Source organism: Paenibacillus gorillae, from assembly GCF_000513275.1.
Lineage (GTDB): Bacteria > Bacillota > Bacilli > Paenibacillales > Paenibacillaceae > Pristimantibacillus > Pristimantibacillus gorillae.
In genome coordinates this window covers 12949-24972 of the sequence record NZ_CBVJ010000102.1, presented here as the reverse complement: position 1 = coordinate 24972, position 12024 = coordinate 12949, and the positions used below count along the sequence as shown (strand labels likewise).

The window sequence follows — 12024 nt, the reverse complement described above, 5'->3', positions numbered from 1 at the left end:
AGCCTTAATCAAGGCCGTAGTCTTATACCATGATTTTGCAAATATCGTTCGTGAACTCAACCGGATCTTGAACCGGCAAGCCTTCAATTAGAAGCGCTTGGTTGTACAGCAGGCTCGTGTACAGGTCGACCTTCGTTTTATCCTGCTCGTAAGCAGCCTTCAGCGAGGCATAAACCGGGTGGTTAACGTTGATTTCCAGAATCTTCTCCGCTTTAATATCTTGATTGTTCGGCATCGCCTTCAAAATTTTCTCCATCTCGATCGTCACTTCGCCCTCAGTGGACAAGCAGACCGGGTGAGATTTCAAACGTTTCGAAGCTTTGACTTTCGTCACTTTGCCCGACAGCAGTCCAGCCATATGCGCGAACAGATCCTGGTTCTCGTTCTCCTCTGCATTGCTGTCCTTATCGTCTGCATCCGGCTCGATGCCAAGATCGCCGCTGGATACCGATTTGAATTCCTTCTCCTTGTAGCTTGCGATCATCTTCACAGCGAATTCGTCGATATCGTCCGTGAAGTACAGGATTTCATAACCTTTGTCCGATACAATTTCCGTTTGCGGAAGCTTCTCGATACGGGCGATCGATTCGCCTGCAGCGTAGTAGATGAACTTCTGGTCTTCCGGCATACGGGAGATGTATTCGTCCAGCGTGACGAGCTTTTTCTCCTTCGAGGAGTAGAACAGCAGCAGATCCTGCAGCGTGTCTTTGTTTGCGCCGTAATCGCTGTATACGCCATATTTCAGCTGGCGGCCAAACGACTCGTAGAACTTCTCGTATTTATCCCGCTCATCCTTGAGCAAGCTTTGCAGCTGACCTTTAATTTTGTTTTTAATGTTTTTCGCGATCAGCTGAAGCTGGCGGTCATGCTGCAGCAGCTCACGGGAAATGTTGAGCGACAGGTTTTCCGAATCGACCATCCCTTTGACGAAGCCGAAGTAATCCGGAAGCAGGTCTGAGCATTTGTCCATAATGAGGACACCGTTCGAATACAGCTCAAGGCCTTTCTCGTATTCTTTCGTATAGTAGTCAAACGGAGTGTTTTCCGGAATGTACAAAATCGCATTGTAGACGACCGCGCCGTCTGCACTGATATGGATATGCTTGATCGGCTTGTCGAAGCCGTAACGCTTCTCGAAGTAGAAGTTGTCATAATCCTCTGGCGTCAGCTCGGATTTGTTTTTGCGCCAGATCGGAATCATGCTGTTGACCGTCTGTTCTTCTGTGAAGCTCTCGAACTCGTTCTCTTCGCCTTCCTTCGGACGGGAGCTGGTGATGTCCATCTTGATCGGGTAGCGGATGAAATCCGAATATTTTTTAATAATCGATTTCAGGCGGTACTCGTCCAAATACTCATCGTATTGGTCGTCCTCGGTGTTTTCTTTAATTTTCAGCGTAATGTCCGTGCCGATAGTTGCTTTCTCGGAAGGTACGATCGTGTAGCCGTCTGCACCAGTCGATTCCCATTTGTAGGCTTGCTCGCTGCCGAGCGCCTTGCTGACAACAGTCACTTCATCGGCGATCATGAAGGCGGAGTAGAAGCCAACGCCGAACTGGCCGATGATGTTATGGCCGTCCTTCGCTTCATTCTCCTTCTTGAATGCGAGGGAGCCGCTCTTCGCGATAATGCCGAGGTTGTTCTCCAGATCTTCTTCGGTCATACCGATACCTGTATCGGAGATCGTCAGCGTCCGGTTTGCTTTGTCGGCTGTAATTTTCACAAAATAGCTGTCACGGTCGAAGTTCAGCTGATCGTCGGTGAGCGCTTTATAGTATATTTTATCGATGGCGTCGCTTGCGTTGGAAATGAGTTCGCGCAGAAAAATTTCCTTTTGCGTATAAATGGAGTTGATCATCATCTCGAGCAGTCGTTTGGACTCGGCTTGAAACTGTTTCTTTGACATGAAGGAGCTCCTTTCGATTTGGGGAAGCTTTCGATTTAGTTTAGCACTCATTGTGTACGAGTGCTAATTCTTTCTTTTATATACCATATCCCAATTTGCACTGTCAATGTTGGAGCTGTGTTGGGGCGGAGATGAAGGGGCTGCTGGGAGCGGCCTGACGTATTCAAAATGCAAATGTGCATGTTGTTAAGAGGAAAAAGGCTGTATTTGCGCTTCAAAATGTAAAAATACATTTTGATTTGCCCAATCTGGTTGAATTGGGCGATTATGCGGCATCCAACCTGCAGATTTGCATTTTGAAGTGATTTTTCTACTAAATAGTGGGAAATGAACTGTGCTTTTGCATTTTGTTTGCTGCGAGGAGGCTATAGGAGTTGCAATATTGGCTAAAAAGGCTTCTTAGGCTGGCCGACCGATGGGCGGACAACCTAAGAAACCGTTTGTGCTGCGACTATGGCAGGTTGTGAAGGAGCAAGAGACATTGTAATCGCAGCTAATGGGATGACTGCGGTACAAAGCGGAATTGACATCGCTAATGGGATGACTGCGGTACAAAGCAGAATTAACGTAGCTAATGACGCGACTGCCATAATCACTGATAATCATGGCGTGTCTTCCGCACAGCAATTAATTTCCAGAAATGCGCTCCTGAACCTTTTTTACAGTCACAGCGTGGAGCGTACCGATCTCCTCCATGAGCCGTTTCGCTTTATCGCTATATTGGCGGTTCAATTCGGCGTCCTTTAAGCTGTTCAGATTGATCTGAACGGTCAATAGGGCGGAATCGGCAGCTGCTTTCATCATGATGGCGCCGATACCGAGGTCGGAGATGACATTTTTGTTGGCGGCGTCAGCGATGCTTGCGGCGCTCTCAAGGCCGCTCTTGCATGCCTTCATCAATTCCAGAGGCACATCAATTGCTTTGATGGCAGCCAGTTGAATAGCTTGCTTGCGCAGCGTTTTCTCCTCCTCCGTTCCGGCAGGGAGCTTAATCGCGTGCATATACGTATCGAAGGAAGCGATGTCGGCGGCGAGCAGCGTCTCGCTTTGCCCGATGAAATGCTGCATTTTCGCCAATGCCTCGGTTACAAGAGGTTGGATGCTGGCATACTTCTCGCCTTGCGTCAGGTTGCAAGTCATGGAGGTCATGGCGGCGCCAAGCGCTGCTGCGAGGGCGGCCACACTGCCTCCGCCTGGCGTAGGGCTGGAGCTGGATGATTGCTGAACAAAATCGCGGATGGAATGATCCCAGTTTATTTGAGTCATTGCGGTTGAACCTCCCCTTGTTGCGTAGCGAGTGCTTTCATGAGATTTTCGAACAGAACGGCAGTTGTCAGCGTACCGACGCCTCCAGGCACAGGAGAAACAGCGGCGGCTATATCTCCGATATCGGTTGCTGCGTCGCCGATGATTCTTCCGTCTGCTTGTTCATTTATTCCCGCATCGATGACGGCCAAACCCTCGTGCATCATCTCTTTGCTAACGAGGTTTGGCTGGCCGACGGCGACGAACGCAATCTCGGCATGCCGCAGATGCGAAGCGATGTCCGGCGTGCGGGAATGGCAGACGGTTACAGTGGCCTGCTCCCGCTGCAGCATATGGAATAATGGCAGACCAACCGTCTGGCCTCTGCCGACTAACGTTACGTTTTTCCCCGATAGTGAATAGCCATAATGCTTGAGCAGCCGGATGCAGGCTTGCGGCGTAGCAGGATATAAGCCGTCCTCACCAGTGACGACGGCAAGCTTATTCGCTGGCGTCACGCCGTCGACGTCTTTTGCGGGAGAGATTGCATTCTCAACAGTACGGGCTGAGATCCCCTTGGGCAAAGGAAGCTCCAGCATAATGCCGTGAACGTTGGCGTCTGCATTAAGGAGACGGATTCGTTCCAACAATTCCTCCTCGCTTGCATCGGAAGGGAAGGCGTGCAATTGAAAGGCAATGCCTAACCGGCCGGCAAGCTTGCGTTTAGCCCCTGCGTAGTAAGCGGAAGCGGGATCGCCCTCAACCAGCAGCGTTGCGATACAGGGTTGAATCCCTCTCGGTTTCCATCCTTCCACTTGTGAAGTGATTCCGATGTAGACGAGCTCCGCCGCTTCTTTTGCTTTCATCATTAAGGTCATTGTTTTGTTCCTCCTTGTGTGGGATAAAATGCAAAAAAAGTATCCGCGGAGCGCTCGTCAAAAACGAGCACCCGCAAATACTTTTCCCCAGGCGAACGGCACGGTGCAGCCGCATGCTTCCTCGTGGTTTATTCCACTCGAATCTCGCCAGTCGCATGCGGCGATATTGAATGTATTTTACCAAAAGGATGTCGGAAAAGAAAGCGTTGGGTTAAAGCATTATGCGAGAATCATTGCTATTGATCACCCGCTATTGGTACAATACTTCTTAGTAGATTGCGATAGACGAGGAGCTGTAACGATTGACCAAAGGAAAAAAGAAAAGCGGCATCGGGCAAGGAACGGGCAAAAAAGGCTGGAGCCGTTGGGATAAAGCAGCAAAAGCGAAAAGTGCGAAGCGCGTGTTCAGTAAAAATGCCAAGCCTGGCGCGGCCGGCAAGAAGGCGGATGAAGGCGGCGAAGGCGCTTCTGCAAGCGTTAAGAAGGACTCGAATTAAGCAAGCGAAGGGCCGTTCCCGGAAAGCTGAGGGGATGGTCTTTTTTTACGCAGATAGATAGAGCTGTCAAGGGGAGGCTGCTATGAAACGCGCATTTATATTTCAAAGCGGGCGGTCGAATAAATTTTGGCGTATTTCATGCAACGGCCCGGTGTACACCGTTCATTTTGGACGGATCAACACGAACGGCAGAATGCTGGATAAAAGGTTCAGGAGCGAGGAAGAATGCTTTCGCCAAGCGGAACGGATCATTGCGCAAAAGCTGAAAAAGGGCTATTGGGCGGACCCGTCATTTGATCGCTGCGGATATTACTATGACGATCCAAATGAAGGGCTGAATGCCTATACCTCACACCCTCGTTTTACGGGACATTTCACTCAGCCATTCTATTACATGGCGGACGACGGGGACGCTCCGTTTGGCATGAAGGAAAGCCTTGAAGCGCTTCGCGCATTGGAAATGTTGATAAGGGAGCAGGCGGCTGGGAACGTTGAGAACGTTGAGTTGACGGCGTCTTTCCCGCATTTGCTGATCGAGAGGGACTGGGACATGCTGTATGTCCCGGCTCATCGGAGCGATGAAGCTTTTGTGAAAAAACTGCTGGAGGGGCCAAAGCTGGACCGGATGAGCAACGCGGAGCTTTTGCTGCTGAACGACCGTGTGATTGTAGCGGCGGCATTAGGTGGGATCAAGATTATGGGCGAGCTGAGTCTTGCCCTGAGAACGGAGGCGCTCCGGTCGCTGGATCGTATGGCTGTGTTGAAGCGGCTGACAGGTGACACGGAGGAGGGCCGATGGATCCGGGAGCAGATAGCGAAGGATTTAGCTAGTTTTGATACGGATGTACATTAGAGGAAAATGGATATTGGCTGCAGCTGTTTTTCACGGTGCAGGAAGTTTTGAAGGAGCAGCACCGATGCTCAACCTATCGCTAATACAGGGCTTCTAACTGAACTATTTTCTTTAATTACTGGCCGGAATCGAGCAAAATGCAGGTTTCTGCGGTTTTAAGTGAACTATTTTCTCTATACGGAAATCAAATTCCGCTGTTATGAACTTTTTGGCTCGTATTGCCTAATAGAGGATGATCAGTTATAGTATTGGTGATAAATCGCATATGAAGTGCGGGTGCTGGATAAAGTCCGGCTGAGATAGGCAACTTGTTTGCCTGACCGTTAATCTGAACCAGGTAATGCTGGCGTAGAGAACATTTCGAATTGTAAGCCATTCGTCTATTCTCGAATGGCTTTTTGTTGTGTTTCGAGCGCCTTAGCTTACGTTACCAACGGTTACTAAGCAAAGGAGTGCAGATGAAAAATGGTAAAAACAAGTGTGAAATTCAGCGACAGATTGTATGAAGGCTCGAAGGAGATTTGGGAGCAAAGTCACCGGCATCCGTTTCTGGCGGAGCTTAAGGCGGGGACGCTTGACCCCGATCGCTTCAAATATTACCTCATGCAAGATTATGTCTACTTGATCGATTATGCCAAAATGTTTGCTTACGGCAGCATCAAGGCCGGCGATCTCGAAATGATGGGTAAGTTCTCGGAGCTATGCAACTCTACGCTTAATGTAGAGATGGGACTGCACCGGCAGTATGCCGAAAAGTTTGGCGTGACGCGGGAGCAATTGGAGTCGACGGAGCCTGCTCCAACGACGGTTGCCTATACGAAATACTTGCTGGATGTGGCAGCGCAAGGAACGCTTGCCGAAGTAACGGCGGCCGTACTGCCCTGCATGTGGAGCTACAGGGAGATCGGTGTCTTGTTTGCACAAGATCCTGCAGCGCTGGAGCATCCGCTCTATGGAGAATGGATACGCATGTACAGCTCGGCTGAATTCAGTGAATTGACTGATTGGTGCATCGGTGTGATGGACCAATTGGCTGAGGGGCTGAATGAGTTCGAGCTTGCCAAGCTGGAGCGGCATTTTCTAATCGCATCCAAGCTGGAATATATGTTTTGGGATATGGCGTACCGCCTGGAAGAGTGGCCGGTGTGAGCAAGGGGCTGAAGGCGATGGAAGACCCGCGGGATTATGCGCTGTCCGTTCAAGGGCTGCACTATGGTTTTCCAGACGAAGAGCCGCTGTTCCACGATTTGAGCTTCTCAGTCAACAAAGGCGAATTCGTCAGCATAGTAGCTTCTAGCGGTATGGGCAAGACGACGCTGTTCCGGCTGCTTGCCGGGCTGCTCGTACCAGACTCAGGCGTGATCGCGGTTAACGGCAGCGCAACAGCTGAGCAAAATGCTGTCGGCTATATGCCGCAGCGCGATTGCCTTATGCCGTGGAGAACAGTACAGGACAACGCCGCAGTCGGGCTGGAGCTTCAAGGAAGCTCGAAGCGTGAAGCGCGCCAGCGGGTGCTGGAGCTGCTGCCTGAGCTAGGATTAGAGGGAACGGCGTTGAAGTATCCTCATGAGCTGTCTGGCGGTATGCGCCAGCGGGTATCATTCCTTCGCTCCTTGCTTGGCGGAGGCGATTTACTGCTGCTGGATGAGCCGTTCAGCGCCTTGGATGCCATGACGCGCACCGGTATGCAGCAGTGGCTCCTTCAGGTGTGGGAGAAGCGTAAAAAGACGATTCTGTTCATAACACATGATATCGATGAGGCGCTGCTGTTATCCGATCGGGTGCTCGTAGCTGCCCGGAGACCGATTACGCAGCTTCAATCGATCCCGATTGAACTGCCTCGTCCGCGTACTTACGAGACAGTGCTGGACGCCCGGTTCGTTGCGTTGAAGAGAGAGCTGATGGAGCAGTTTGGCCGTCTGAATTCTGTGACCGACGACGGGAGAGAAGCTGCTGATCGTACCGGCACCGATTCACGCCGAAGTGTCCGGTTACAGGAAGGAGCGGCCAGATGAAGACCAGCCTGAAAGCGAAACTGCCGGTGCTGCTATTCATCCTTCTGCTAGCGGTGTGCTGGGAGGCTGCAACGAACCTGTTCGCTATTCCGCATTATATTTTTCCGAAGCTGTCGGCTGTTCTCCAGTCGATCTTCGACAATGCGGACGTACTGGGCAAGCATTTCTTCGTTACATTGGGCGAAGCACTGCTTGGATTGGCGTTCTCGATCGTATGCGGCATCTTATCGGCTATCTGGATCGACAGCTCGGCGCTGGCTCGCAAAACGGTCTATCCGCTGGTCGTAGCTTCACAGACGATTCCGATCATTGCATTGTCGCCAATCATGGTGATGTGGTTCGGCTATGATCTTGGAAGCAAAATAGCCGTCGTTATTTTGTTTACCTTTTTCCCGATTGCCATGAATACAGCAGATGGTTTTCGCGCGGCGGATACTGAGATTGGCGATCTGCTCCGCACGATGGGAGCGGGCAAGCGGGATTTATTCGTAAAGTGGAAAATACCGTCTGCGCTGCCCTCGTTTTTCACCGGTTTGAAAATGGCTGCCGCGATCAGCGTCGGCGGCGCAACGCTTGGCGAGTGGCTGGGTGGAGAGTCAGGCCTTGGCATGTTCACGAAACGGGCAGCGAACATGCTGCGGGGCGACGATGTTTTTGCTGGCGTACTGCTGCTGTCGCTTATGGGAATCGTATTATTCGCAGCTGCCCAAGCGGTTGAGAAAATGATGCTGGGTCATCGTGGAACGAATAAATCATAGTGTTAATTCACTACATTAGCTGGAATCAACGGGAGGAAATCATTCATGTTATTTCGTCATCGATTATTACAAAGGCTGTTTGCCGTAGGCTTAACGGCAATGCTGCTGCTGACTGTAGCGGCTTGCTCATCCCCTTCTAACAGCGGGAAAGAATCGGCAGCAGAAGGCAAGACTGAAGAACTGACGGTGCTGCTGGACTGGTATCCGAATGCTGTTCATACTTTTTTATACGCCGCAGAGCAGCAGGGCTATTTCGCTGAAGCAGGCTTAAAGGTGAAGCTTCAAACCCCAGCGGATACGAGTGATGCCCTGAAGCTGGTCGCAACGGGCAAAGCCGATCTGGCGCTCAGCTATCAAATGCAAGTGGCCGTGTCGCGCTCGGAGGATATTCCGGTCGTATCGGTTGCGGCGATTGTCCGTCACCCGCTCAATCAACTGTTTGTTCCGGCTGCTTCCGGTGTAAAGACGCCTAAAGATTTGGCTGGACGAAAAATCGGCTATCCGTCTCTTCCTCTGGATGAAGCGATGGTCAACACGATGGTCGAAGCAGACGGAGGTGACCCCGCTAGTCTTGGTTATGTCGATATAGGCTGGGATCTGATCCCGGCATTGGCGACGAAGAAGGTTGATGCTATCATCGGCGGCTATATTAATCATGAGAAGCTGCTGATAGAAAAAGAAGGCATTGAGCTCGTCTCCTTCAATCCTGCCGATTACGGCGTGCCGGACTATTACGAGCTGGTGCTGACGGCAAGCGAGAAAGGGCTGGAGCGCAAAAGCGGCGCGATTAAGAAATTTATCGCGGCGGCGGCCAAAGGGCAGGCCTATACGGTGAGCCATCCGGACGAAGCGCTTGGACTGCTGCTGGACCAGCAAAGCAAGGATTTTCCGCTCGACCCGGACATTGAGAAGCAAAGCCTGGCTGTGTTGCTTCCATTGATGGATGCCGGCTCCGAGCCGTTTGGCAGTCAATCCGAGCAATCGTGGAATTCGGTCATTGACTGGCTGAAGGAACGCGGACAAATTAGAAAATCGTACGAGGCGAAAGATGTCTTTCGCAATTTATAGAGGTTGAGATGACATGGTTGATTCCATGCAAAAACGATGAACGGAGGCAGGCCGCATGGAAGAGCATCAAGGACAACGGGAGGAGCAAGAGCAGCAGGGCAGCCCGGAGCGGTACTCCCGGCAAATGCTGTTTGCCCCCATCGGTGAGAGCGGACAGCATAAGCTGGGCGAAAGTGCCGTACTTATTATTGGAATGGGAGCACTCGGCACGGTGCTGGCGAACCATATGGTTCGAGCAGGCGTTGGACGAGTACGTTTCGTAGACCGGGATTATGTGGAGAAAAGCAATCTTCAGCGGCAGATGCTCTTCGATGAAGAGGATGTTGAGCAGGGCTATCCGAAGGCAATTGCCGCTGAAAAGAAGCTTCGCCGCATCAATTCCGATGTGCGAATCGAAGCGATTGTGGCGGACGTTACGGTCCACAATATCGATGAATTGCTGGATGGCATCGATTTGGTGCTGGACGGCACTGACAATTTTGAAACCCGTTTTTTGCTTAATGACGCCTGTTTTCGCAAAGGTATTCCATTTGCTTACGGCGGGGCTGTCAGCTCACGGGGCATGAGCGCCATTCTGGTGCCAGGGCAGACGTCTTGTCTGCGCTGCTTCTTGTCCTCGGGGGAAAGCACCGGACAAACCTGCGATACGATCGGTGTCATTTCGCCGGTCGTTGATATTGTCGCTTCTTATCAGGCCGTTGAGGCGCTTAAGTTTCTGGTCGATGCGCAGGAAGCAAGAAGACATAGTCTCGTGACGTTTGATGTGTGGAATAATCACTATTTCGAGATGAAGCTTGGCGAGCCGAACCAGCAGTGTGCCTGCTGTCAGCTGAAGCAATATCCTGCATTGCAAATTACGGAGCGGGATTCTACCGTATCGTTATGCGGCCGAAGCACGGTGCAAATATCCGGGCGAGGCCCGCTTTTGCTGGAGCAATGGCGCAAACGTCTGGAGCCTGCGGCAGTGAAGGTGGAGCTGAACGCTTATTTATTGAAGGCGGAGCTTCCGGAGGGAGAGCGCCTCGTGCTGTTTCCAGACGGACGTGTTCTTGTGCAAGGAACGGAAGATATCGTACGCGCCAAGTCGATCTATGCCCGTTATATCGGTTCATAAATGAATAGAGGAGCGTGAACGTATGAAGGATTTTCGCTTATATGCCATTACTGGGGAGCAGTTTCACCCGGGACGTGATCTGCTGGAAGTGATGGAGGAAGCCATTGCTGGCGGTGTGGACATTATTCAATTGCGTGATAAAGACAGCAGCCGGGAAGAGGTACTGGGCAAAGCGCGGGCGCTTCGCGAGCTGACTCGCAAGCATGGTGTAACATTCATCGTCAACGATTACATCGATATTGCGCTGGAGGTAGACGCTGACGGCATTCATCTTGGTCAAAACGATCTGTCGCTGCAGGAAGCTAGAGGGCTAGTGGGTGATAAGATAATTGGCATCTCCACCCATGCGATTGGAGAAGCGCTGCTTGCCGAGGAACAAGGTGCCGACTATATCGGCGTCGGGCCGGTTTTTGCGACGAAGACGAAGGTTGATGTCGTTGATCCGGTGACGGTTGCTTATGTGCAAGAAGTAGCAAGCCGGGTTCGAATTCCTTTCGTTGCCATTGGCGGCATTAAGCTGAGCAACGTGGACGAAGTTATTGCCGCGGGAGCGACAAGAATTTGTGCGGTTAGCGAAATTGTCGGCAGCGCGGACGTGGCCGGCACTTGCCGTGCTTTTCTAAGCAAGCTGGAAGGACGGGAATAGCGGAATGGAACTGATAGTCAACGGACAAAAGCAGGAGCTGGAAGCCCGCACGATTGAAGAGGTCGTTATCCATTTTGGACTGGAAGGCAGGCCGGTTGTTGTTGAGGCCGATGGAACTGTACTGACGAAGGAGCAGTGGGCGTCGGCTGAGGTTCGACCTATGATGCGGATCGAATTGGTTCATTTTGTCGGAGGGGGCTGAGCACATGAAGAAGGATACATGGCAAATTGGAGGACATGAGCTGCATTCGCGGTTTTTTATCGGCACGGGACTTTTCCCGAATCCTTATGTGCAAAAGGAGGCGATTAGAGCCTCTGGGGCAGAGGTGCTGACGTTTGCGATTCGCCGCGTCAATCTGGCCTCTACGGAGGATGATTCCATCCTTCAGCATGTGGAAGGTGAAGCTTTCCGTTACTTGCCGAATACTTCCGGTGCCAGCACGGCCGACGAAGCGGTGCGCATAGCAAGGCTTGCCCGGGCATCGGGCCTTAGCGATTGGATCAAAGTGGAGATCAGCGCCAATGAGCGCACGCTGCTGCCAGATCCGCTGGAGACGCTGAAGGCGACGGAAATACTCGTCAAAGAGGGCTTTACCGTGCTGCCTTACACCTCAGATGACCCTGTGTTGTGCAAAAGGCTGGAGGAAGCGGGAGCAGCGGCGGTTATGCCGGGCGCGGCCCCAATTGGGACGGGATTGGGCATTCTTAATCCCTATCATATTGGACTTATTGTAGAGGAAGCGAAGGTGCCGATCATCGTTGACGCTGGCCTTGGTTCAGCCAGTGATGTTGTGCAGGCGATGGAGCTAGGTGTAGCCGGTGTATTAATGAATACACCTGTTGCGAAGGCGAAGGACCCAGTAGGCATGGCGAGGGCGATGAAGCTGGCGATAGAAGCCGGCAGATTGTCGTACTTGTCAGGCCGCATTGCGAAAAAACGCTATGCCTCAGCTAGCAGCGGGCATGAGCAGTTTCTATTGAAATAACTATTATTGAAGTAACTATTACTGAGGCAAATATATCTATCAAAAACCAGAAGAGGCCAGC

The 12024-nt window shown here is 51.6% G+C and carries 13 protein-coding genes and 2 riboswitches; of the genes, 10 read left to right on the top strand and 3 right to left on the bottom strand.

The window, feature by feature from the left end:
• Positions 1-22: 22 nt before the first annotated feature.
• From htpG to TY10_RS19180, 3 genes are all read right to left on the bottom strand, one after another.
• Positions 23-1903, bottom strand: coding sequence for a molecular chaperone HtpG (gene htpG / locus TY10_RS19190; RefSeq protein WP_042166927.1), 1881 nt, complete (start codon positions 1901-1903; stop codon positions 23-25).
• Positions 1904-2530: 627 nt separating this feature from the next.
• Entirely contained in the window at positions 2531-3169 is a 639-nt protein-coding gene (locus TY10_RS19185; protein WP_042166925.1) for a cyclodeaminase/cyclohydrolase family protein, read from the bottom strand.
• A complete protein-coding gene (locus tag TY10_RS19180) occupies positions 3166-4026 on the bottom strand; it encodes a bifunctional 5,10-methylenetetrahydrofolate dehydrogenase/5,10-methenyltetrahydrofolate cyclohydrolase (protein ID WP_042166922.1) in 861 nt (286 codons plus the stop codon). Before TY10_RS19180 ends, TY10_RS19185 begins: the two co-directional genes overlap by 4 nt.
• Positions 4027-4104: 78 nt before the next feature.
• Positions 4105-4191, bottom strand: a riboswitch (ZMP/ZTP riboswitch).
• A 137-nt stretch (positions 4192-4328) separates the two neighbouring features.
• On the opposite strand from TY10_RS19180, the gene TY10_RS19175 reads away from it, so the two are divergent.
• The 10 genes from TY10_RS19175 to TY10_RS19130 all read left to right on the top strand — a co-directional run bounded on the left by TY10_RS19175 (position 4329) and on the right by TY10_RS19130 (position 11963).
• Entirely contained in the window at positions 4329-4523 is a 195-nt protein-coding gene (locus TY10_RS19175) for a DUF3934 family protein (protein WP_042166920.1), read from the top strand.
• 82 nt (positions 4524-4605) lie between these two features.
• Positions 4606-5376, top strand: coding sequence for a WGR domain-containing protein (locus tag TY10_RS19170; protein WP_042166918.1), 771 nt, complete (start codon positions 4606-4608; stop codon positions 5374-5376).
• Between the two features lie 262 nt (positions 5377-5638).
• Positions 5639-5748, top strand: a riboswitch (TPP riboswitch).
• A gap of 93 nt (positions 5749-5841) precedes the next feature.
• On the top strand, positions 5842-6525 hold the full coding sequence (gene tenA / locus TY10_RS19165) for a thiaminase II (protein ID WP_155985970.1): 684 nt from the start codon (positions 5842-5844) through the stop codon (positions 6523-6525).
• A complete protein-coding gene (locus TY10_RS19160) occupies positions 6522-7391 on the top strand; it encodes an ABC transporter ATP-binding protein (RefSeq protein ID WP_238327790.1) in 870 nt (289 codons plus the stop codon). The genes tenA and TY10_RS19160 overlap by 4 nt, the downstream gene beginning before the upstream one ends.
• Positions 7388-8149, top strand: coding sequence for an ABC transporter permease (locus TY10_RS19155; RefSeq protein WP_042166915.1), 762 nt, complete (start codon positions 7388-7390; stop codon positions 8147-8149). The genes TY10_RS19160 and TY10_RS19155 overlap by 4 nt, the downstream gene beginning before the upstream one ends.
• 45 nt (positions 8150-8194) lie before the next feature.
• Positions 8195-9217 (top strand): ABC transporter substrate-binding protein, encoded by a 1023-nt coding sequence (locus tag TY10_RS19150; protein ID WP_042166913.1) that lies wholly within the window; start codon positions 8195-8197, stop codon positions 9215-9217.
• A 55-nt stretch (positions 9218-9272) separates the two neighbouring features.
• The gene (locus TY10_RS19145; RefSeq protein ID WP_042166909.1) at positions 9273-10331 is read left to right on the top strand and encodes a ThiF family adenylyltransferase; all 1059 of its coding nucleotides are present in this window, start codon (positions 9273-9275) and stop codon (positions 10329-10331) included.
• Between the two features lie 22 nt (positions 10332-10353).
• Positions 10354-10977, top strand: coding sequence for a thiamine phosphate synthase (gene thiE / locus TY10_RS19140; RefSeq protein WP_042166907.1), 624 nt, complete (start codon positions 10354-10356; stop codon positions 10975-10977).
• Between the two features lie 4 nt (positions 10978-10981).
• A complete protein-coding gene (gene thiS, locus TY10_RS19135; RefSeq protein ID WP_042166904.1) occupies positions 10982-11179 on the top strand; it encodes a sulfur carrier protein ThiS in 198 nt (65 codons plus the stop codon).
• A gap of 4 nt (positions 11180-11183) precedes the next feature.
• Positions 11184-11963: a thiazole synthase gene (locus tag TY10_RS19130; RefSeq protein ID WP_042166901.1), complete on the top strand. Its 780-nt coding sequence runs from the start codon at positions 11184-11186 to the stop codon at positions 11961-11963.
• Positions 11964-12024: the final 61 nt, after the last annotated feature.

Excerpts from the sequence above, each read along its gene's own strand:
- TY10_RS19155 (WP_042166915.1), top strand. The coding sequence starts at position 7,388 with ATGAAGACCAGCCTGAAAGCGAAACTGCCGGTGCTGCTATTCATCCTT.
- TY10_RS19130 (WP_042166901.1), top strand. The coding sequence starts at position 11,184 with ATGAAGAAGGATACATGGCAAATTGGAGGACATGAGCTGCATTCGCGG.
- htpG (WP_042166927.1), bottom strand. The coding sequence starts at position 1,903 with ATGTCAAAGAAACAGTTTCAAGCCGAGTCCAAACGACTGCTCGAGATG.
- TY10_RS19185 (WP_042166925.1), bottom strand. The coding sequence starts at position 3,169 with ATGACTCAAATAAACTGGGATCATTCCATCCGCGATTTTGTTCAGCAA.
- thiS (WP_042166904.1), top strand. The coding sequence starts at position 10,982 with ATGGAACTGATAGTCAACGGACAAAAGCAGGAGCTGGAAGCCCGCACG.
- thiE (WP_042166907.1), top strand. The coding sequence starts at position 10,354 with ATGAAGGATTTTCGCTTATATGCCATTACTGGGGAGCAGTTTCACCCG.
- TY10_RS19150 (WP_042166913.1), top strand. The coding sequence starts at position 8,195 with ATGTTATTTCGTCATCGATTATTACAAAGGCTGTTTGCCGTAGGCTTA.
- TY10_RS19145 (WP_042166909.1), top strand. The coding sequence starts at position 9,273 with ATGGAAGAGCATCAAGGACAACGGGAGGAGCAAGAGCAGCAGGGCAGC.
- tenA (WP_155985970.1), top strand. The coding sequence starts at position 5,842 with ATGGTAAAAACAAGTGTGAAATTCAGCGACAGATTGTATGAAGGCTCG.
- TY10_RS19170 (WP_042166918.1), top strand. The coding sequence starts at position 4,606 with ATGAAACGCGCATTTATATTTCAAAGCGGGCGGTCGAATAAATTTTGG.
- TY10_RS19180 (WP_042166922.1), bottom strand. The coding sequence starts at position 4,026 with ATGACCTTAATGATGAAAGCAAAAGAAGCGGCGGAGCTCGTCTACATC.